We start from the raw sequence: 20,470 nt of genomic DNA on the forward strand, positions 1-20,470 counted from the left end.
GTGGACACTAAGGATTCCTACTAAAAAAGAACGTTATGCAGAGCGCCGCGAAGCATCTCGCCTGCCGCCCCCACTTACCTGCCGCCACTACTTAGTTGAAGCCCGCGAGATGCTTCGCGGCGCTCTGCATGACGTTCTGTTGGTTTACTGTCCACATGCCCTAGCACGATGGTCGTTCTACCGGGCCGAAATGGAATTTCAGGGTACTCGTTCTGATAGCCTCAGCTAATTTTTACTGCTTCTTACGCGCTACTTGGTGAGCCAGCCGTTGGCGTCCAGCCAGTTGCGCAGGCGGTCGGCCCACTGGTCTTGGGTGGTTTTGTTGTTTAGGCCAAACCCGTGGCCACCCTTGGAGTAGAGGTGCATTTCGGTGGGCACGCCGTGGCGCAGGCAAGCCTGGTAGAACACGATGCTGTTGTTCACGGGCACGGTTTTGTCGTCCTGAGCGTGCACCAGAAACGTGGGCGGCGTTTGGGCCGTGACTTGCAATTCGTTGGAATACAGGCGCACTTGGTCGGCAGTGGGCTGTTTGCCGAGCAGATTATCGCGGGAGCCGCCGTGCTTCAGGCTGTCGCTGAAGCTGATGACCGGGTACATGAGCACCAAAAACGCCGGCCGGACCGATTCCGGGCCTGGATTTGGGCCCACCGGACGGGCGAAATGCGTGCCCGCCGTGGCCGCCAAGTGCCCGCCCGCCGAAAACCCCATCAGGCCAATGCGCTCGGGCTTGAGGTTGTATTTGGCGGCCTGCTGGCGCACGAGGCGCAGGGCTTGCTGGGCATCGAGCAGCGGCGCAATGGACTTGTCGGGCTGGCTTTGGTCGTTGGGCAAGCGGTACTTGAGCACGAAGGCCGTCACCCCCATTTCGTTGAGGCGCTTGGCCACGTCGTAGCCCTCGCTGTCGATGGAGAGCCGCGCATAGCCGCCGCCGGGGCAGATGACAACCGCCGTGCCGTTGGCCGTGCCTGCGGCGGGCAGAAACGCCGTGAGGTTGGGCTGCACCACGTTGGAGATGCGCACCCCGCCATTGTCCAGCGTGACGCTGGTTTCCTCCACTTTGCTGGGCTTGGAATTGGGAATCGTCCCGCTGTAGATGGGGAACGTTTGCTGCGCAAAAGCGGCTCCGGATGCCCACAATGCAATAGCTGCGACCTTGGCGGGAAGAGTTAATTTCATAAAATTTGCTGTTTAACGCAAGGTCGTGCCAAGTAGCGATTCACCAAAATTATCCCAAAATAGCTAATAAAATTCGGGCAAAGTGCAACCTATCGTGAACCTTGCCGTAGCGGCGGCGGTCTTTAAAACATGCGCAAGACCACTCTGCTGGCCGCCGCCGCTCTGTTGAGCAGCCCCGGCCTCACCCTGGCCCAAAATACGCCGGAAGAAAACAACCCCAACGTGGATGCTCCTTTCGTGCGGAACATTCGCGCCGACCGTCCCGGACAAACCATCACCGCCCAAGTGCTTCGCCCGGGCCGCTTCCAACTGGAAACCGGCTTTCAGCGACAATTCGGCGGCACCACTTTTGCCCAAAGCCGGAGCGCCGCCACCCTCCGCGTGGGCTTTTTCAACAGCATGGAGCTGCGGGTGAGCCAGCCCTACTTCCACAACGGGCCGTCCGTGGTAACCGAAGCTGGGCGGATTGACGCCAGCGGCTGGGCCCCCGTGGTCATCGGCACCAAGCTGATGCTCTCGCCCAACTACGACACCCGCACCCAGGTGGCCATATTGGTGGAATCGTCGGTGCCCAAAACCGGCGGCCAGGGCCTGCGAACCACGACTTGGGGCCCCAGCGGCCGCCTGCTCGTGAGCGAGCAGCTAGGCGAGCGGTTTGGCCTAGAGGGCAACTTTGGCTTTAGCCAGCCAGGCCTCACCGTGGCCGACATGAACAAAGGCCAGTTTTTGGGCACGCTGGCCCTCAACGGCCCCTTGGGCGACCGAGCCGGCTTCTTCGTGGAAGGGTACGGCTACGGCCGGGGTGCCATCAGCACCGGCGCCACCACGGGCCTGTACTTCCGCCCCATTCCAGAAGTTCGAGTAGACGTGACGGCCGGCCGCCAAGTGAGCGGCCTCGCAGCCGGCACGTCAACGGTAGGCGCCGGGATGACCTTTAAAGTAGGCAAGTAGCGGCTCGGATTCGCCACGGCATCAGCACCAAAAGCGGGTTGTTACGTACAGGTAAGCGGAACCGAACCCTTTCGCCCGCTGCCATGCTTTCACCCTCGTATTTCCGGCTGGTCACTCTCGCGTTATTGGCTAGCGCCACTGCTTGCAGCTACAATCCTGCCGAGCGCCCCGCAGCGGGCCCTGTGGCGGGCACCGTTGTGGCCGCTTCGCCCTTGCAAGACGTGCGGTGGGAACTGCGGGAAATAGGCGGCTAACCCGCTCCGGCCACGGAGCAAACGCCCTACCTGCTCTTGCACGAAGAAAAGGCCCGCGTGGAGGGTCGCGCCGCCTGCAACCGGTTTTCGGGGCCTTACGCCGCGGCGGGTGACGGTGCGTTGCGGCTGGGTCCGCTGGCCACCACGCGCAGCGCCTGCCCCGACCTTGCGGCCGAAGGGCCCTTTTTGCAGGCCCTCAACCAGGCGCAGCACTACCGCATCAGCGGCAGCACGCTAAGTCTTTACGGGACCGATACGCTTAGCGCGCCCTTAGCCCGCTTGGAAGCGGTGCCGGAGAAGTAGCGTTGCTATTTAGTGCCCCCGCCGCTTGGTTCCGGGGCCACGCGTGTGGGCGTTTGCTGGCCGCTGGCAATGCCACTGGCGCTTTGCGCAATGGCTTGAATAACAGCCGTCATGTTGACCAAATCCAAGCTTTCCACTTCATCGTCTACCGAGTGGTAGAGCTTGTCGGTGGGAATTTGGTCGGTGCTGATGCTGTGCGCCGGCACGCCTAGCTTGGCCAGGGTGGCGTTGTCGGAACGGTAGAAAAGGTTCTGTTCGGGATAAGGGTCGGGCTCGAAGCGGAATTTGCTGCCGGCCAGGTTGGCTTGCAGCAGCTTGCCAAAATCGGTTTTCTCGTAGCCCGTGATGAAGGCCGCGTTGGGGCCAAACTTCGAGACCTTGCCAATCATCTCAATGTTGAACATGGCCACCACTTGCTGCGGGTCGAGCTGCTTGGAGAAGTACTGCGAGCCAAAGCCGCCCACTTCCTCGGCCGCAAAGGCCACGAAAAGCAGCGAGCGAGCGTTGTCCTTCTTCTTTTTGAAATACTCGGCCAACGCGACCACGGCCGTAGTGCCGCTGGCGTCGTCGTCGGCGCCGTTGGCGATGGAGTCGCCGGCCGTGGGCTTGATGGTGCCGAGGTGGTCGTAATGCCCCGAGAACACCACCGACTCTTTGGCTCGTGCGGCGTCGCGCCCCGACAGCACGCCCACCACGTTGCGCAATTCTACGGGCCGTACCGCGGTGCTGGCCGTGATGCGAAACTTGGGCGAAGCAGGCGCAGCTCCCAGCACAAACACCGTGGAATACAGACCCGGCTGCTCCGTGCTCATCGCGCCGCGGCCCACGTAGCCGGCAATTTGCTTGAACGTCTTGGTCTGGGCCGTGTCCACGAACACGATGGTGTTAGCAGTGGGGCGCAGAAAAGCGCCCAGCTTGCGGCGCTCGGCAGGGTCGGCGCCAATGGAAGCGACGGTTACCGGCTGCGCGTCTTCGCTCGTCCACGTCAAGGTGGGTTGGCCCGACACAACCAGCAACTTGCCCGGGGCCACGGCCTGCCCGTTGAGGGTGGCGGTAGCCGGCCCAGGCACGGTCTGGTACACGGTAAACGCCTGCTCAAACCCGGTGGCGCCTGGCAGCGGCTCCAAGCCAATGCGCTTGAACTCACCCGCCAGGAACTGCGCAGCTTTCAGCCCGCCGGGCTGGCCGGTGCCACGGCCCTGCATGTCGTCGGCGGCCAAGGTGCGCACCACGCGTTCGACTGTGGCGGCTGATACGAGAGGAGCTTTTGCACGTCCAGCAGATTTCTGCTTTTGCCCTACTGCTGTGAATGCTGTTAGCGTCAACGCAACAGCGAAGGAATACTTAATCATCAAGATTACTAAGTTTTTGGTAGGCCTTGGCGTCATACGATGACCTTTTTTCACTTGCCTTAGATTCGTCGGCCTATTTGCGCGGCATCGCTTCATTCATGCGCTGCACAACGGCAGCAAGTTCGGCATCGCTACGTGCCTTGGTTTTATTCTTTGTTTCAGCGGCAGCAACAGCAGACTGACGAAGAGCAACCGCGGCCACAATACTGGCTTGCGTCGGTTTGACTGACACCACTGTGCCATCAGCCCACCGCAAAAAATATTGCGCAGAGTTTTGGTAGGAATCCACGGGATTGCTGCTACTATATGAAGGGTCTGAATTTCCCTTTATTATAGTTTTACGCGGAAGCTTTAACAAGCGCAGTTCTTCCCCGCTCGACAATGCTTCTGCAAATGCCACAGGGACGCCTGTCACTGCACCGGGTGGTAAGAGCTCAAAGCGTCGTTCTTCAGGCTGACCGTTAATTCCGGTGGGCCGCAACGAGAAGCTCAAAATACTCCCAGGGGCTAAGATGATGGAATCTCCCTGAGGGCGCAATGCCCGAACCTGTTGGTTAAACACGTCAAATTTGAGTACTCCACTCATTGGTTTCGCCTTTGCACCCAACCGTACTTCTCCCATTGCCCAGCCTGGCACAACGAATGGGGTACCGCGCACAGTACGGGGACGGGTATCAAATGCAATAAGGTCGAAACCGTTGTCTCCAAACTCGTTGACAGTTTGCAATTTGTTTGCAAGTGCCGCTTCGGCTCCCGTATTCTTTACGCCGGACGCGCTACTTGAAGGTTTTGAAATGGTGCCTGGCACTACGGTCTGAGCAGCCAAAGGAATGGCAATGAAGCTAAGACCGGACAACCATAAGAGTCTGACTTGCATAAAGAGTTAAAAGTAGAAGAATGAATGCCCTGCCAATATAGGAGGTAAACAGTGCTTTGTACTTTAACCACTTACCCTAGTGTGAGCACCAGGTCGTCGGCTTGCACGCGGCTGCCTTCGGTCAGCACGATGTCGGCCACGGTGAGGTCTTGGGGGGCGGTGATGGTGGTTTCCATCTTCATGGCCTCGATGACAAAGAGCGGGGTGTTTTTGGGCGCCGCCTGGCCGGGCTTCACCAGCACCTTGCTGAGCATGCCTTGCAAGGGCGCACCCATCTGGCTCGGATTGCCTTTGTCGGCCTTGGCGTTGCTGACTTTGGTGGCGGCCACCGACTGGTCGCGCACTTGCAGGTTACGGGTCTGGCCGTTGAGGGTAAAGAAGATGGTGCGGCAGCCTTCCTCGTTGATGGTGCCCACCGACTCCAGGCGCACAATGACTGATTTACCGCGCGCAATTTCGATAAGGGTTTCCTCGCCCGGCTTCAGGCCATAAAAAAACACCGAGGTGGGCACGCTGCTCACGTTGCCGTATTTCTGCCGGTGCGCCCAGTACTCCTCGAAAACCTTGGGGTAGAGCAGCGACGAGAGCATGTCGGTGAACTTGGCGCCGGGAAATTTCTCCTGAAACGCCGGCCATTCTTGGTCGAAATCGATGGGCGCAAGGTGCTCGTTAGGCCGGTCGGTGAAGGGCGCTTCGTTCTTAAGAATGAGCTTTTGCAGCTCGGCGGGCCAGCCGCCTTCGGGTTGGCCGATGTCGCCGCGGAACAGCTCGCGCACCGATTCAGGGAAGTTTAGGCCCTCCCCGCGTTCCATCACGTCTTCGGGCGTGAGGTTGTTGGACACCATAAACAAAGCCATGTCGCCCACCACTTTGCTGCTCGGCGTCACCTTCACAATGTCGCCGAACATATCGTTCACGTCAGCAAAGCGCTGCTTTACTTCCTCAAACTTGTCGAGCAAGCCCAGCGACGACGCCTGCGGCCGCAGGTTAGAATACTGCCCCCCCGGAATCTCGTGCTGGAACACCTCCGAAGTGCCGGCCTTCAAGCCAGACTCGAACGGGTAATACATCTCGCGCACGGCCTCCCAGTAGTTGCTGAACTCGTTCAAGGACTGCTGGTCGAACTCGCGGTGGCGCGGCGTGTGGCGCAGCATTTCCACCACCGAGTTGAAGTTGGGCTGCGAGGTAAGGCCCGAAAGTGCGCCCAAGGCCACGTCGATGACGTTGACGCCGGCCTCCACGGCTTTGGCGTAGGTGGCGGCTTGCAGCGATGACGTGTCGTGGGTGTGCAGGTGAATGGGCAGCTTTACCGTGTCGCGCAGGCCCTGAATCAGCTCAGTAGCGGCGTAGGGCTTGAGTAGGCCTGCCATGTCCTTGATGCACAGGATGTGCGCGCCGGCGTCTTCCAGCTGCTTGGCCAGCTTTAGGTAATACTCAAGGCTGTATTTGGTGCGCTTGGGGTCCAGAATGTCGCCCGTGTAGCAGATGCAGGCTTCGGCCAGCCGGTCGGTTTTGTTGCGTACGAAACCGATGCAAGCTTCCATGCCTTTGAGCCAGTTCAGCGAGTCAAAAATGCGGAAGATGTCCACGCCGGTTTCGGCCGCTTGCTGCACAAACCGCTCGGTGAGGTTATCGGGGTAAGCCTTGTAGCCCACGCCGTTGGCGCCGCGGATGAGCATTTGCAGCAGGATATTGGGGATGGCAGCGCGCAGGCGGGCCAGGCGCTCCCAGGGGTCTTCGTGCAGGAAGCGCAGGGCCACGTCGAAGGTGGCGCCGCCCCATACTTCCAGGCTGAAGGTTTGGGGGTGTTGCTGGGCGTAGGCGCCGGCTACTTTCAGCATGTCCCAGGTGCGCATGCGGGTGGCCAGCAGGCTCTGATGAGCGTCGCGCAGTGTGGTGTCGGTGTAATGAATCAGGGGCTCGTCGCGCAGCCATTGGGCAAAGCCTTCGGGGCCCAGCTCGTCGAGCTTTTGCTTGGTGCCGGGCGCGGGAGCGGCGTGGCCGGAATGCGGAATGTGCGGGCGGCGCGGGTTGGCGCGCGGGTCGAGCAGGTTGCGCACGTCGGGGTTACCGTTCACCACCGTCTCGCCGATGAAGCCGAGCAGGCGCGTGGCCCGGTCTTCGCGCGGCTTGAACTCGAACAGCTCCGCGTGCTCTTTGATGAAGTCCACGGTCGCGTTGCCGGCCCGGAATTCGGGGTTGGCCACGATGTTGTCGAGGAACGGAATATTGGTGCGCACGCCCCGGATGCGGAATTCGGCCAGGGCCCGGCGCATTTTCTGGGCCGCGCCCAGCAGCGTGGGCGCGTGCGTGGACACCTTCACCAGCATCGAGTCGAAAAACGGCGACACCACCGAGCCCTGGTACACCGACCCTTCGTCGAGCCGAATGCCAAAGCCGCCGGCCGTGCGGTAGGCCAAGATGGTGCCGTAGTCGGGCTTGAAGTCGTTGGCGGGGTTTTCGGTGGTGATGCGGCATTGCATGGCAAAGCCCGCCCGCAGCGGCACCACGTCGGGCCCCAGGCCAATTTCCGGGTCGCTGAGCTTGTGGTCGGCCGCGATGTAAATCTGCGTTTTTATCAGGTCCACGCCCGTTATCATCTCCGTCACGGTGTGCTCGACCTGGATGCGCGGGTTGACTTCGATGAAGTAAATCCGGTCAAGCTCGGAGTTCACCAGGAACTCCACGGTCCCCACGTTGTCGTAGCCCACGGCACGGCCTATGCGCAGGGCATATTCATACAACAGGTGCCGCTGGTGGTCGGGCAGGTTCATGGCCGGGGCCACTTCCACCACCTTCTGGAAGCGGCGCTGCACCGAGCAGTCGCGCTCGTAGAGGTGCACCAAGTTCCCGTGGTGGTCGCCCACGAGCTGCACTTCGATGTGCTTGGGCCGCTCCACAAACTTTTCCAGAAACACGGTGTCGTCGCCGAAGGCGTTCAACGCCTCGCTGCGGGCTTCAAAAAAGCCTTTCTCCAGCTCCTCATCGCTGCGGATGATGCGCATGCCGCGCCCGCCGCCGCCGCTGGCGGCCTTCAGCATTACGGGGTAGCCGATGCGCTGAGCTTCGGTTTTGGCGGTTTCGAAATCGACCAACTCTGCTTCACTGCTCTCGATTTGGGGCACTTGGCACTGCTGGGCCACTTCCTTGGCGCGCACTTTGTCGCCCAGCGCTTCCATCACCTCGGGGCGCGGGCCGATGAAAATGATGCCTTCCTCGGCGCAGCGGCGCGACAGCGTGGCGTTCTCGGACAAGAAGCCGTAGCCGGGGTGAACCGCGTTGGCGCCGTTTTCCTTGGCAATGCGCAGGATGCCCTCGATGTCGAGGTAGGGTTTCAGCGGCTCGTCGTCGCGGCCAATTTGATAGGCCTCGTCGGCTTTGTAGCGGTGCAGCGAGTACCGGTCCTCGTAGGTGTACACGGCCACCGTGGGGATGTTGAGCTCGGTGGCGGCGCGCATCACGCGAATGGCAATTTCGCCGCGGTTGGCGACCAGGAGTTTAGTTATTTTCATATGCAAGTGGTGAGATAAGCGCGCTTACGGCGAAACTACGCGAAAGGCTGCCACAAACGTACGGCTCGCGGTTTTATTCAGCGAAATTTCGCTAAATGAGAATATTCTGCCGCATTACCCACGCTCGCTGAAGGGCCATTGGGTAAACTTTCGCACCCATCGGCAGTTGTGCTTGCTTTCAAAGCCCAACCTTTTCTCGCATGGATTTCACCACCAAAAATATCCTCGTTGTGGGGGCTTCGTCGGGCATTGGCCTGGCCACCGCCCGCCTGTTGAGCGGCCTTGGCGCGCATTTGTTCACCGCCTCCCGGCACCTCTCGCCCGAGCTGCAAGAATTGGGCACCACCCACTTGGAGTATGATGCCACGCAAGCCGTAGGCACGGCTTTCGACGGCCTGCCCGACACCCTACACGGCGTGGTGTACTGCCCCGGCAGCATTAAGCTGCGCCCCTTCGAGCGAATTCCCACCGAAGATTTTCAGGCTGATTTTGACCTGAACGTACTGGGGGCGGTGCGGGTGTTGCAAGCCACGATGAAGCGCCTCAAAAAAGCGGAAGGCACGGCTTCGGTGGTGCTGTTCAGCACCGTGGCGGCCGACACGGGCATGAGCTTTCACGCCAGCATTGCCACGGCCAAGGCGGCCGTGGAAGGCCTCACGCGGGCTCTGGCCGCCGAGTACGCCGCCAGCGGTGTAAGGGTAAACTGCATTGCGCCTTCGTTGACCAATACTCCCTTGGCTGCCGCCCTGCTCAACTCGCCCGAAAAAGCCGAAGCCGGCGCCAAGCGCCACCCCTTGCAGCGCATCGGCCAGCCGGAGGATTTGGCTTACACCACTTCTTTCCTGTTATCGGACCACAGCTCATTTGTGACCGGCCAAGTGCTGGCCGTAGACGGCGGCATGGGGAAACTTAAATAGAGGTTAGTTGTCAGTTGCTCGTTGTCGGTTGCTAGCGGCGGGCGGCGAATGCGGCGTGTTTGCCTACACAACCCTGCTGCGACCGGATGGGTACTGACAACGAGCAACCGACAACTACCGACGCATGAAAGTCTGCATTTTTTGGCACCGGCGCGACTTGCGCATTCACGACAATGCGGGCCTCGCAGCGTCCCTAGCCAGCGGCCTGCCGGTGGTGCCGCTTTTCATTTACGACTCGGACATTCTGGACTACTTGCCGGACAAGGCCGATGCCCGACTCACCTTCATTTACGACGAAGTGGAGCGGCTGGCCCGGCAAACCGAGGAGGCCGGCGGCACCTTCCTGGCGCGCTACGGCAAGCCTGTGGAGGTATTGGAAAAGCTAGTGCAGGAGTTCGACGTGGCGGCCGTGCACACCAACGAAGACTACGAGCCCTACGCCCGCAAGCGCGACGGCGAGGTGGGCGAAATGCTGAGCCGGCACGGCGTCGATTTCTTTCTGTACAAAGACCAGGTCATCTTCGCCAAAGACGAAATCATGACCAAATCGGGCACGGTGCCCAAGGTTTTTGGCGCTTACCACAAGTCGTACCTGGCCCGGCTGACCGACCACATGCTGCTGCCCTTTGGCTCGGCCGACGCCTTCACCAAAGCGCATTTGGCCAAGCTGGACGCCGATAAAGCCGGCCCGCGCCCCACGCTCGAAAGCATGGGGTTCGCGCGCAAAGAGCAATTCGTGCCCACCGCCGACCTGCCCGCGGAGGACGTGGTGCGCAACTACCACAAAACCCGCAACACCCCGTCCCTGCAAAACGGCAGCACCCGCATTTCGGTGCAGCTGCGTTTCGGCACGTTGAGCGTGCGGCAAGTGGTGCGCCAAGCCCAAGCCTTGAACCCGAAGCTGCTGGCTGAAATCAGCTGGCGCGACTTCTTCATGATGTTGCTCTGGCACTTTCCCAACACCGCCACCGAGGCCTACGACCCCAAGATGCGGAACATCCCCTACCGCAACAACGACGAGGAATTCCAAGCCTGGTGCGAGGGCCGCACCGGCTACCCGCTGGTGGACGCGGGCATGCGCGAGCTCAACGCCACCGGCTACCTGCCCAACCGCGTGCGCATTGCCACGGCGGGTTTTTTGGTGAAGCATTTGTTCACGGACTGGCGCCGGGGAGAAAAGTATTTTGCCGACAAGCTGCTGGACTACGAGCTGGCCAACAACATCGGCAACTGGCAGTGGATGGCGGGCACCGGCGCCGTGGCCGCGCCCTGGTTCCGGGTGTACAGCCCCGAAAGCCAGCTCGAAAAGGTGGACCCCGAGTTGAAATACGTGAAGCGCTGGGTGCCCGAAGTGGGCACTGCGGCCTACCCCACTCCCATTGTCGACCACAAGTTTGCCCGCGAGCGGGCCGTGGAAGCCATTCGGGCGGCGCGCATTGCGGCGGGGTAGTAGCGCGGACTTTTAGTCCGCGAATGCCTCTTTGGTGGTGAGCTCCTCGAGGACTAAAAGTCCGCGCTACCTCAGCCGAACCGTAGCGGGGGCAAAGCGGTTACAGGGGCATGGAAAAGGACCGCATCAAACAAGCTTACCTCGCCTTTGTGCTCAACGAAGGCCGCCCGCCGCAATCGGTGTTCAAGCTCACCCAGCAGCTGGGCCTGGCCGAACAGGAATTCTACAAATTCTACCCCAACTTCGAGGCCATTGACCGCGAAATCTGGGCGGACTTCGGGCGGCAGGCGCGCACCACCGCGGCGGCCGAGCCGGTGTGGGAAGGCTACGGCAGCCGCGAGAAGCTGCTGGCGTTTTACTACACGCTGCTCGAAATCCTGAAAAACAACCGGTCCTACGCCCTCATGAGCCTGCGCCGCTCGCTGAGCCGAATGCCGGGCCTTTCGCCCCGCGTGCTCGACGACTTCCGGCAAGACTTTGAATATTTCGTGGGCGACTTGCTGAGCGCGGGCCGGGTGAGCGGCGAAATTGCCAACCGCCCGCTGGTGCAGGAAGGCTACCCGCGCTTCTTCTGGCAGCAGGTGCTGTTCGTGCTCGGCTTCTTCGCCAAAGACGACTCCGTCAACTTCGAGCGCACCGACGCCGCCGTGGAAAAGGCCGTGACGCTGAGCTTTGACTTGGTGGGCCGCAATACCCTGGATTCGGCCGTGGATTTCGTGCGGTTTTTGGTGCGGCGGTAGGCGAAAAACCCAAAAGTTAACCGTCACGCAGAGCGCAGCGAAGCATCTTGCCCGCAGTCACTAACCAATTGAAGCACGCGAGATGCTTCGCTGCGCTCTGCGTGACGGCCTTTCAAACAATACATGTCCGACGAACCCCAAACCTCCCTGCCAACCACCAAGGTGGCCCGCGCCGCGCGCTTCGCCAAAACTGGCTTTAATGTTGGCACCAACTACATTAAGCACTACGCCAAAAAAGCCGTGGGCGCGGAGTCGACCACCGAAGACTTGCACGCCGCCAACGCCGCCGAGCTATACGGCACCCTGAGCGAGATGAAAGGCTCGGTGTTGAAAGTGGCCCAGATGCTGGCCATGGAGAAAAACATGCTGCCCACGGCCTACGCTGAGCAGTTTGCCAAGGCGCAGTACTCCACTCCGCCCCTATCGGGCCCGTTGGTGGTGAAGGCCTTCCGCGATGCTTTCGGCCAGTCGCCGTTTCAGCTGTTTGATGAGTTTGAACCCGAAGCGCGCCAGGCAGCCAGCATCGGCCAAGTGCATTTTGCCCGCAAGGATGGCAAAGCGCTGGCGGTGAAGGTGCAATACCCCGGCGTGGCCGCCAGCATCAAATCCGACATTAACCTAGTGAAGCCCATTGCCCTGCGCATCATGGGCTTGAATGAGGCGCAGGTACGGCCCTACTTGGAGGAAGTGGAGGCCCGCCTGCTGGAAGAAACCGACTACGTGCTGGAGCTGCGCCGCGGCCAGGAAATTGCGGCCAGCTGCCAGGGCCTGGCGCATTTGGAGTTTCCAGGTTATTACCCCGAATTTTCCACGGCCCGAATTCTGACCATGGACTGGCTGCCCGGCCAGCATTTGAAAGAATTTCTGGCCAGTAACCCCTCGCCGGAAGTGCGCAACCAGATTGGCCAGGCGCTGTGGGACTTCTACCAATTTCAGTTCAACACCCTGCACCAGCTGCACGCCGACCCTCACCCCGGTAACTTCCTCATGCGGGCTGAAAGCGGCGGCACCCTGGGCGTGCTCGATTTCGGTTGCGTGAAAGACGTGCCCGAAGACGTGTACCTGCTATTCACCGCCCTGCTGGCCCCCGAAACCATTGCCGACGAAGCCCGGCTAGCCGCGCTGCTCACCGAAGCGGGTGTGCTGCGCGCCACCGATGCACCCGCAATGCGGGCCCTGTACCTGCGCACCCTGCAGGTTTCGCTGGAGTTGGTGGGCCGTCCCTTCCGCCAAGCCACCTTCGACTTCGGCGACCCGTCTTACATGACCGCGCTCTACGCGCTGGGCGACGACCTGATGGCCGACCCCGAACTGCGCAAACAGCGTGAACCTCGCGGCTCCGAGCATTTTATTTACCTCAACCGGACCTACGTGGGGCTTTTCGCCCTGCTCACGGAATTGGGCGCGGTGGTAGCAACCGGTGTGCCAGCCGTGGCGGCGGCGTAGCTGCTTGCGCAGCGAGTAGGTTCCGGCACCGAAACGACCGGGGTTTTACCTTCGCGCTTATGGACATTCGGGCGGAGCTATTACGGGAGCATTCGGCCCGGCAAACGAAGCGACTGATGCAGTATGCCTGCTCGCACCCGCGCCACTTCGCTGAACTGCTGAAGGTGTTTTGGTACGGAACCCCGCGCGAGCGGCAGCTGGCCGCCGACGTGCTGGGCTGGGTGGGCGAGCAGCGGCCCAAGTGGCTGGTGCCGCACGTGGCGGGCCTGCTGGCCGCCGTGGATGCCGGCGCCGAGCACCACCCAGCCGTGCGGCGCTGCGTGGCGCGGGTGCTGCAGTTTGTGGCCGTGCCCGAGGAGTGGCAAGCCCCCGCCTTCGACACGTGCATGCGCCTGCTCGTGGCTTCGGCCGAGCCCGTGGCCGTGAAAGTGTACGCCCTGAGCGCCGCCGCCCGTTTGGCCACTCCCTACCCGGAGCTGGCGGCAGAGGTGCTGGCAGCGGCCGAAAGTGTCCTGAGCACCACCACTTCGGCGGCCTTGCACGGCCGCGCGGGCCGGGAGCTGCCCAAATTGCGCAGCGTGTTGCGGGAAGTTTTGCCGGGTTAGTTGTTGGGCTTGCTCAACCGTTTGAACACTCACAACTTTATGAAGAAACTACTTACGCTTGGTGCGGCTTTGCTGAGCCTTACGTTCTCTGCTTCGGCCCAGAAAATGGCCAGCTGCTGCGCCCGCCCCGCCGGCAACCTCTCGGCTTCGGCCACCGAGGCCTTCGCCATGCTAGCCGCCGACAAAGACTTTTCGGGCGGCCACGACGCGCCGCTGCCCTACTCTTATGCGGGCGAGGGCAAGATGATTGAGTTCAAGACGCCGGACGGTACCTCGGGCAAAGGCTTTGAAATCAAGAGCGCCACGCCGAGTAATAAGTACCTGTTCGTTATTCACGAGTGGTGGGGGCTGAACGACTACATCAAGAAAGAAGCCGCCACGTTCGCGGCCGAAATGCCCGGCGTGAACGTCATTGCCGTGGACCTGTACGACGGCAAAGTGGCCACCACGCCCGACGAAGCCGGCAAGTACATGGGCGAGGTGAAGTCGGAGCGGGCCGTAGCCATCCTCAAAGGCGCGCAGCTGTACGCCGGCCCCAAGGCACAGTTTGCCAGCGTGGGCTGGTGCTTCGGCGGCGGCTGGAGCTTGCAACAAGCCCTGCTCGCCGGCAAGCAAACGGTGGGCTGCGTGATGTACTACGGCATGCCCGAGAAAGACGTGGCCAAGCTCAAAACCCTGAACAGCGACGTCTTGGGCATCTTCGCCGCGCAAGACAAGTGGATAAATCCCGAAGTAGCCGCCCAATTCAAAAAGGACATGGCCGCGGCCGGCAAGAAAGTAACCATCGAGAGCTACGACGCCGACCATGCCTTCGCCAACCCTTCCAACCCTAAGTTCAACGCCGAGTACGCCGCCAAGGCCCATGGCCAGGCACTCACTTACCTGCGCACCAAGTTCAAAGTGAAGGCCTAAAGACCAAGCCGTCATGCTTTGCTGCACTCTGCATGACGGCCCGCATCGACTTGTGAAACCGCTTCAAAGCCCCTCCCCAAACCGGAGAGGCTTTTTGCTGCCAGAGGCGCCTTATTTCCAGGTTAGCCGGCGCTTGTTTCAGCGGGAGAGCTCGAACTGATTGCGCTGCACGAAAGGCGCGCTGGCTTCGTAGCGCACTTCTTTTTTCAAGTTAAACTGCTTCGGGCTAAGCAGAACCGTTGTGCGGATGGTGGCGGGGCGGTTGTCGTCCTGCCCCTGGCCCTGCAGCACGAGGCGCAGGGTTTGGTTGGGCAGCCATTCTTTGGCTTGAACGGTGTAATCCATCTCGTCCCACCGCACCCGCGAGCCGTCCGACGACAGCCTCAACGTATCGACGCTGGTCACGTGCTTTTTGCTGGGCTCTTCAAAATCGAAGCGCAGCAGAAGTTGCTCGGGGCGGGTCATTTCGCCTCGCACCGAGGTGTTAAGCGTCACCGTGTTGTTGGTTCGGTAGTCCACGTACTTCAGCGTGCCTTGCCAGAGCGCCAGCACGTCGGACAGGTCGCCACCGGTCAGCCGGGGCGTTGCAGTAGCCTGGCCGCGGGCAGGCAGGACTTCGGATTGCATGCGCAGGTTGCCGTTGTCGCCGGTTACGGTTAGGTCCATGCGGGCGGGGCTGGTGCTGGGATTGAGCAGTACTGCCGCCGAGCCCGCCGCAAAGCGAATGACGCCGGACTGACCGGGTTTCAGGGTGGCTTTGTTGAGGAAAGCGCCGCTCGAAAGCTGCTCCTTTATCTCCACTGCCACTTTGCCTTTATTTTTAGCGGCTACTTTAAAGGCCCCGCGCTGGCTGCCACCTAGCAAAAATTGTTTGCCGGGCTCAATGGTCAGGTCGGAACGCAGATGGTCGGAAACGCAGCCCGCAACGGCCGAGCCCGCCAGTGCCGTTGCGCTCAACAGCACCACCGTAGCCGTCGCGATGGCCTTTGGGCTCAGCGTGCGGCGCGGCCAAATGGCCCAGGCCCGGCCCCGCAGCCAGGCATCGACCGACCAGCGGCCGGCGCCGGTGCCCACCAGCAGCACAAAGCCCCAGAACATTTCCTGCTGCACGTACATGCCCGTGAAAAACTCCGGCTTGTCGTACCACATAAACGAGATGACGAAGAACTGAAACGCCAATTGGGCCGCGGCCCAGCGCGTGCCCAGCCCCAGCATCAGCATGAGGCCCCCGGCTAGCTCGCCCCAGGCGGCCAGCCACGCCCACATCACGGGCGACGGAAAAGTGAAGCCAAGGTCGGCGACTTGTTGGGTAAACCAGTCGGACGTTTCCAGTTTGGGCAGGCCGGCTTCGACCATGACAAAGCCCAGGTGCAGGCGGAAAACAAGCAGCCCGAGAGCCGCGGCGGGACCGCGCCAGTCGGGGCGGAGGGTGGTGGAGGTTTCCATGAGGGGAAAGGGGTATGGGTTGGCGAATGGATGCCCCAAAAGTCCTCTTCGCCCCTGCTCCCCGCGCTCCAACTTACGGGTTGGGCCGCCCCAATTTATGATTTGGGCCTGGTGACCTCGCCCGGCGTGCGCACAGTTAGCTTCTTAAACACCCGGTTGAAGGTGGACTTGGAATTAAATCCGCACTCTAATGCAATGCCTACCAGTGAGTAATGCGCCAGGCGCGGGTCCCGGAGCTTGCGCTCGGCCTCGGCCACGCGGTAGCTGTTCACGAAGTCGTTGAAATTCTGCCCGCACCCGGTGTTGATGACGTGCGAGAGCAGGGAGGTGTTGGTCCGCAGCCGATGCGCCAGCTCCGCCAGGGTCAATTCGGGCTCTAGCCAGGGCTGTTCTTCCGCCATCAGGCGCAGCAGTTTCTCGCGCCACGGCCGCAACTCGGGCGCCAGCTCAACCGCTGGTGCTCCGGCCGTTTTGGGCAACTCTACTTGCAATGAATCAGGCTCCAGGCTCGGCGCTGCTGGTTCTGGCCGAGCCGCGGTGGCGGCGCTGACGAACGCAGGAGTCGGCGGGCCCTCGGTTAGCGCTACCGGCACAGGCGCTGGCAGCTCCGCGGCGATGGGTGCCCGGGGGCTGTCGTCAGGCTCAAACCGCAAGGGCACGGTGGCCGCATAATTGGCCTGCAAGCCCACCACGCTGAGGTAATAAATCAGCACGCCGTTGGCCAGGTACGCGTACCAGGACCCGCTATACCCCAGCGGGCCAATAAGGGCATCCAGCACTTCGAGCGTCAGCCACACCACCAAGGCCAGCAGGGCCGCCAGCAGCAAATCACGCAGGCCTCGAAAGCGCAGCCGGGTGGTGTCCGAGAAGTTGTCGTCGAGGTAGCGGCGGTAGTGGCGGTAGTGGCGCAGCGTGGCAATGCCGTAGCCCAGCATCGACCCGTAACCAACTATGTCGAGGAGCAGGTCAACCTCGTCGAGAGCGGCAGCCCCGGCGCCTTTGGTGCCGAAATGGTGCGGCATGGGCAGGCCGCGCACCAGGTGCTGCCAGCCCACGTCGTAGACCGCCGTTCCCGCGAACGCCCCCACAAACAGCAGCCACGGCGCCAGGTGCCACCAGTGCCGCCGCAGCTCAAACTCCTGGTTGGTGAGGCTGCGGAAATACAGGTAAAAGACCGGTCCCCAGGCCAGCCACGGCCGCCACGGCACGTAGAACATGGCCGTGCTGTAGGCGTCGTGGCTGTCGTACCAGCCGGCAAAGCCCAGCATCCACTGCGCCACGGGCAGCACGTTCAGCAGCAGCAGCAAGCCCAACAAGCCATCGGCCAGGGTGCCAGTGCGGGCGGCTCGTATAAACAGGTGAGCCGCCAGCGCCAATCCCGGCACCACAAACGGCAGCAGCAACGCACTATAAGCTCTGAATTCGAACAGCACGCCGCGAAGCTACATACCGCTTGGTAGTTGTTGGTTGTTGGTTGTTAGTTGCTGGTTATCGGTTGGCAGATACTGGCATAGAACTACCTAATAACTGACAATCAGCAACGAAAAACCAGTAACCAACAACCAACAACTACCAGGCGGTGGCCAGCATGCCCGCCAGCTCGGCCACGCACTCGTTCAGCTGCTCCCAGGCGGGCAGCACGAAGTACTGGTGTTGGTAGCGGGCGCCCGTTACGGGCGTGCGCAGCACGGTGGCCAGGTCGAAGGCCAAGCGCGGGGTGTGCTCGTTGATGCAGTGGTGGATTTCGCCGGCCGACGACAACAGGCCCGCGCCGTACAGCCGCGGCGAGCCCTCGTGCTGCACCAAGCCAAATTCGGCCGTGAAGAAATACAGCGCCCACAGCTGCTCGCGCGCCGGCGAGCCCGCCGGCTGGGCCCGATACGCCTGCCCCAGCACGTGCAGGAAATCGGCCAGCCCTTCGTCCAGCAGCATGGGCACGTGGCCGAAGAGGTCGTGGAACAGGTCGGGCTCGGGGCTGAAGTCGAACGCCCGCATGGGCCGGATGCGCGTCACCACCGGAAACTTGCGCTCGGCCAGCAGCTCAAAGAAGGCATCGGGCGCGAATGGCCGGCCCACCGGAGCCAGTTGCCAGCCGGTCTGCTCCCGCACGGTAGCGCTCAGTTCCGGGATGTCGGGGATGAACTCGCGGCGGAGGCCCAGCTTGGTCAGGCCGGTGTAAAATGCCGGGGCGGCGCGCTTGTGCAACAGCGCCGTCTGGCGGTCAAACAGAATTTTCCAGACCAGTTGGTCTTGGCCGAGGGCGTTAGCTGGGTAGGGCTTGGTGAACATAGCGTTGTGACAAAAAAAAGCCCGATATCCTTACGGAACCGGGCTTTTTGGAGTTTCTAGTGAAAGTCAGGTTTCATGCCTTGTCTTTCCTTAGCGCCAACCGCAGCCCGTTCTTCCCCTTCTTGGGGCAAGTCGCTAGCATAATACGGTTGACGTGTTGGAGGCGCATGAGTGAAACGAATGTAAGAGCCGATTTTTAAATAGCAAGCAAATAGCTAGATTAAATTTTTGCTTACTCCAGCTCACCGCGGAGCTTATACACCCGCCGCAGGTTGCGAATCAGCTTGGCCGACTCGTCAAAATTCAGCGTTTGCTGGCCGTCCGAGGCCGCCGTTTCGGGCGTCTCGTGCGTTTCGTACACAATGCCGTCGGCCCCGGCCATGACGCCCGCCATGGCCATTTGGGGCACGTAGTCGCGAATGCCGATGCCGTGCGAAGGGTCGACCACCACCGGGAGGTGGCTTTTCTCCTTCAGGATGGGCACGGCGTTCAAATCCAAGGTATTGCGACTGGCCGTTTCAAACGTGCGAATTCCCCGCTCGCAGAGAATCAGCTTCTCGTTGCCGCCCGAAAACACGTATTCGGCCGAGGACAGCAGCTCTTCGATGGTGCCCGAAATGCCGCGCTTGAGCAGCACGGGTTTATCCACCCCGCCCAAGGCGTCGAGCAGGTTAAAGTTTTGGGTGTTGCGGGCGCCCACCTGGAACACGTCCACGAAATCGTGCATCTCCTCCACCTGCGACACCTGCATCACCTCGGTCACGATTTTGATGCCGCGTGCGCGGGCCATGCGGTGAAAATCCTTCAGGCCTTCCATGCCCAACCCGCGAAACGCATAAGGCGACGAGCGCGGCTTAAACACGCCGCCGCGCATCAGGCGCACGTTGTTTTCCACGAGGTGCGCCATCACCTTTTCCATTTGCGCTTCGCTTTCGATGCTGCACGGGCCGGCGCACAAGGCCAGGGTCCCCTCGCCTATCGTCACGCCGTCGCCGAGGTCGAGCACCGTCGGCTTCACGCGCCACTTGCGGCTCACCAGCTTGTAGTCGTCCGACACGCGGTGCACGTCGCGCACACCCGGCAATTGGCCGATGGCGCGGATGTCAAAGTCCTTTTTCCCGATGGCCACCAAGTAGTGCGCGTGCTGGGTGGTCACTTCGGTGGTCTTGTAGCCTTGCAGCTTGAGGTGCTCGGTGATGGCGGGCACCTGGGCCGTTTTTTCGAGTTGAATTATCACGGATAAGAAGTAGGAATGTTAAAAGGCGGTCATGCTCATCTGGCGTCCGCGCAGCCGAAGCATCTCTACCGCTTCGTAAAACGATTGAGTTACTACCACACGCGAGATGCTTCGACTACGCTCAGCATGACCGTTCTTTATTGGGTTGGTAAAATGCTACGCTTGCTTGATGCCCTGGACAAACCGGGCGGCGGCAGCCGGCGCGTCGTCCACGTCCTTCAGAGCTTGGATGAGAGCCGAGCCGATGATGGCTCCCTCCGCGTGCTGGCAGGCCCGGTCAAAGCCGGCCTTGTCGGCAATGCCGAAGCCGATGAGGCGGGGGTTGCGGAGGTTCAGGGCGGCAATTCGTTCGAAGTAGTCTTGCTGGGCCGGCGCGTCCGTGGGCGTGGTGCCGCCCGTGGTGCCGGGGCCCGACACGAGGTATAGGAAGGCTTCGGACAGGCTATCGAGCCGGCGAATCCGCTCCTCAGAAGTCTGCGGCGTGATGAGGAAAACGGCCTTCAATCCATGTTTCTTGAAGATTTCCTGGTAAGTATCCTCGTACTCGTCGAGCGGCAAGTCGGGCAGAATCAAGCCATCGACTCCCACGGCCGCGGCCTGCCGGCAAAACTCGTCCACCCCGAACTGCATCACCGGGTTGAGGTAGCCCATGAGCAACACCGGCGTTTCGGGCACCGCGGCGCGCAGCCCTTGCAGCTGCGAGAAGAGCACCGGCAGGTTCATGCCGTTGGCCAGGGCCACCGAGCTGCTGCCTTGAATGACGGGCCCATCGGCGAGCGGGTCGGAGAAAGGCATGCCGATTTCGAGGATGTCGGCGCCGGCGTTTACCAGCGCTTCGGCCAGCGGCACGGTGTCGTGCAGGCTCGGGTAGCCGGCCGTGAAATACATGTTGAGCAGGTTTCGCTTGCTCGCAAAGGCGTTGGCTATTCGGTTGTTCATAAGGAAGTTTCTCGCGGAGGTGCGCGGAGGAAAACCGCAGAGGTTCGCGGAGGTCGTCCACTGC

General features: G+C 61.5%; 17 protein-coding genes and 1 pseudogene. 9 read left to right on the forward strand and 9 right to left on the reverse strand.

Annotated elements, in window-relative coordinates; translation table 11 throughout:
* Positions 1-249: 249 nt before the first annotated feature.
* The gene (locus VF629_RS20995) at positions 250-1,176 is read right to left on the reverse strand and encodes an alpha/beta hydrolase (RefSeq protein ID WP_331060470.1); all 927 of its coding nucleotides are present in this window, start codon (positions 1,174-1,176) and stop codon (positions 250-252) included.
* A gap of 129 nt (positions 1,177-1,305) precedes the next feature.
* Between VF629_RS20995 and VF629_RS21000 the strand changes: the two genes are divergently transcribed.
* The 3 genes and pseudogenes from VF629_RS21000 to VF629_RS21010 form a co-directional block, all read left to right on the forward strand.
* Complete coding sequence (locus VF629_RS21000) at positions 1,306-2,127, forward strand: transporter (RefSeq protein ID WP_331060471.1); 822 nt, start codon at positions 1,306-1,308, stop codon at positions 2,125-2,127.
* 83 nt (positions 2,128-2,210) lie between these two features.
* Entirely contained in the window at positions 2,211-2,381 is a 171-nt protein-coding gene (locus tag VF629_RS21005; protein ID WP_331060472.1) for a hypothetical protein, read from the forward strand.
* Between the two features lie 21 nt (positions 2,382-2,402).
* Positions 2,403-2,684: pseudogene (locus VF629_RS21010) on the forward strand (META domain-containing protein); the annotation flags it as partial.
* A gap of 5 nt (positions 2,685-2,689) precedes the next feature.
* Here VF629_RS21010 and VF629_RS21015 read toward each other — a convergent pair.
* From VF629_RS21015 to VF629_RS21025, 3 genes are all read right to left on the reverse strand, one after another.
* A complete protein-coding gene (locus VF629_RS21015; RefSeq protein ID WP_331060473.1) occupies positions 2,690-3,916 on the reverse strand; it encodes a M20/M25/M40 family metallo-hydrolase in 1,227 nt (408 codons plus the stop codon).
* A gap of 193 nt (positions 3,917-4,109) precedes the next feature.
* A complete protein-coding gene (locus tag VF629_RS21020) occupies positions 4,110-4,913 on the reverse strand; it encodes a hypothetical protein (RefSeq protein WP_331060474.1) in 804 nt (267 codons plus the stop codon).
* 71 nt (positions 4,914-4,984) lie between these two features.
* On the reverse strand, positions 4,985-8,425 hold the full coding sequence (locus VF629_RS21025) for a pyruvate carboxylase (protein WP_331060475.1): 3,441 nt from the start codon (positions 8,423-8,425) through the stop codon (positions 4,985-4,987).
* Between the two features lie 200 nt (positions 8,426-8,625).
* Here VF629_RS21025 and VF629_RS21030 point away from each other — a divergent pair, with 200 nt between their 5' ends.
* From VF629_RS21030 to VF629_RS21055, 6 genes are all read left to right on the forward strand, one after another.
* A complete protein-coding gene (locus VF629_RS21030) occupies positions 8,626-9,342 on the forward strand; it encodes an SDR family oxidoreductase (RefSeq protein ID WP_331060476.1) in 717 nt (238 codons plus the stop codon).
* A 124-nt stretch (positions 9,343-9,466) separates the two neighbouring features.
* The gene (locus VF629_RS21035) at positions 9,467-10,792 is read left to right on the forward strand and encodes a deoxyribodipyrimidine photo-lyase (protein ID WP_331060477.1); all 1,326 of its coding nucleotides are present in this window, start codon (positions 9,467-9,469) and stop codon (positions 10,790-10,792) included.
* A gap of 110 nt (positions 10,793-10,902) precedes the next feature.
* A complete protein-coding gene (locus VF629_RS21040) occupies positions 10,903-11,532 on the forward strand; it encodes a TetR family transcriptional regulator C-terminal domain-containing protein (RefSeq protein ID WP_331060478.1) in 630 nt (209 codons plus the stop codon).
* A 123-nt stretch (positions 11,533-11,655) separates the two neighbouring features.
* Positions 11,656-12,978 (forward strand): AarF/ABC1/UbiB kinase family protein, encoded by a 1,323-nt coding sequence (locus VF629_RS21045; RefSeq protein WP_331060479.1) that lies wholly within the window; start codon positions 11,656-11,658, stop codon positions 12,976-12,978.
* A gap of 59 nt (positions 12,979-13,037) precedes the next feature.
* Positions 13,038-13,583: a hypothetical protein gene (locus VF629_RS21050; protein ID WP_331060480.1), complete on the forward strand. Its 546-nt coding sequence runs from the start codon at positions 13,038-13,040 to the stop codon at positions 13,581-13,583.
* Between the two features lie 39 nt (positions 13,584-13,622).
* Positions 13,623-14,495, forward strand: a complete 873-nt coding sequence (locus VF629_RS21055) for a dienelactone hydrolase family protein (protein ID WP_331060481.1) — start codon at positions 13,623-13,625, stop codon at positions 14,493-14,495.
* A 138-nt stretch (positions 14,496-14,633) separates the two neighbouring features.
* Here the strand turns inward: VF629_RS21055 and VF629_RS21060 are convergent, their stop codons facing one another.
* The 5 genes from VF629_RS21060 to trpA all read right to left on the reverse strand — a co-directional run bounded on the left by VF629_RS21060 (position 14,634) and on the right by trpA (position 20,406).
* On the reverse strand, positions 14,634-15,941 hold the full coding sequence (locus VF629_RS21060) for a DoxX family protein (protein WP_331060482.1): 1,308 nt from the start codon (positions 15,939-15,941) through the stop codon (positions 14,634-14,636).
* Positions 15,942-16,036: 95 nt separating this feature from the next.
* Positions 16,037-17,374, reverse strand: coding sequence for a helix-turn-helix domain-containing protein (locus VF629_RS21065; RefSeq protein ID WP_331060483.1), 1,338 nt, complete (start codon positions 17,372-17,374; stop codon positions 16,037-16,039).
* 136 nt (positions 17,375-17,510) lie between these two features.
* The gene (locus tag VF629_RS21070; RefSeq protein WP_331060484.1) at positions 17,511-18,230 is read right to left on the reverse strand and encodes a phenylalanine-4-hydroxylase; all 720 of its coding nucleotides are present in this window, start codon (positions 18,228-18,230) and stop codon (positions 17,511-17,513) included.
* Positions 18,231-18,462: 232 nt separating this feature from the next.
* A complete protein-coding gene (gene aroF / locus VF629_RS21075) occupies positions 18,463-19,467 on the reverse strand; it encodes a 3-deoxy-7-phosphoheptulonate synthase (RefSeq protein ID WP_414653918.1) in 1,005 nt (334 codons plus the stop codon).
* A gap of 156 nt (positions 19,468-19,623) precedes the next feature.
* Entirely contained in the window at positions 19,624-20,406 is a 783-nt protein-coding gene (gene trpA / locus VF629_RS21080; protein WP_331060485.1) for a tryptophan synthase subunit alpha, read from the reverse strand.
* Positions 20,407-20,470: the final 64 nt, after the last annotated feature.

The sequence above is a fragment of the Hymenobacter sp. genome, from assembly GCF_036388155.1.
In the GTDB taxonomy this organism is placed as follows: domain Bacteria; phylum Bacteroidota; class Bacteroidia; order Cytophagales; family Hymenobacteraceae; genus Hymenobacter.

Coding starts and splice junctions, on each gene's coding strand:
- VF629_RS21040 (WP_331060478.1), top strand. CDS start 10,903: ATGGAAAAGGACCGCATCAAACAAGCTTACCTCGCCTTTGTGCTCAAC.
- VF629_RS21050 (WP_331060480.1), top strand. CDS start 13,038: ATGGACATTCGGGCGGAGCTATTACGGGAGCATTCGGCCCGGCAAACG.
- VF629_RS21020 (WP_331060474.1), bottom strand. CDS start 4,913: ATGCAAGTCAGACTCTTATGGTTGTCCGGTCTTAGCTTCATTGCCATT.
- VF629_RS21030 (WP_331060476.1), top strand. CDS start 8,626: ATGGATTTCACCACCAAAAATATCCTCGTTGTGGGGGCTTCGTCGGGC.
- VF629_RS21005 (WP_331060472.1), top strand. CDS start 2,211: ATGCTTTCACCCTCGTATTTCCGGCTGGTCACTCTCGCGTTATTGGCT.
- VF629_RS21025 (WP_331060475.1), bottom strand. CDS start 8,425: ATGAAAATAACTAAACTCCTGGTCGCCAACCGCGGCGAAATTGCCATT.
- VF629_RS21055 (WP_331060481.1), top strand. CDS start 13,623: ATGAAGAAACTACTTACGCTTGGTGCGGCTTTGCTGAGCCTTACGTTC.
- VF629_RS20995 (WP_331060470.1), bottom strand. CDS start 1,176: ATGAAATTAACTCTTCCCGCCAAGGTCGCAGCTATTGCATTGTGGGCA.
- VF629_RS21000 (WP_331060471.1), top strand. CDS start 1,306: ATGCGCAAGACCACTCTGCTGGCCGCCGCCGCTCTGTTGAGCAGCCCC.
- VF629_RS21035 (WP_331060477.1), top strand. CDS start 9,467: ATGAAAGTCTGCATTTTTTGGCACCGGCGCGACTTGCGCATTCACGAC.
- trpA (WP_331060485.1), bottom strand. CDS start 20,406: ATGAACAACCGAATAGCCAACGCCTTTGCGAGCAAGCGAAACCTGCTC.
- VF629_RS21060 (WP_331060482.1), bottom strand. CDS start 15,941: ATGGAAACCTCCACCACCCTCCGCCCCGACTGGCGCGGTCCCGCCGCG.
- VF629_RS21045 (WP_331060479.1), top strand. CDS start 11,656: ATGTCCGACGAACCCCAAACCTCCCTGCCAACCACCAAGGTGGCCCGC.
- VF629_RS21070 (WP_331060484.1), bottom strand. CDS start 18,230: ATGTTCACCAAGCCCTACCCAGCTAACGCCCTCGGCCAAGACCAACTG.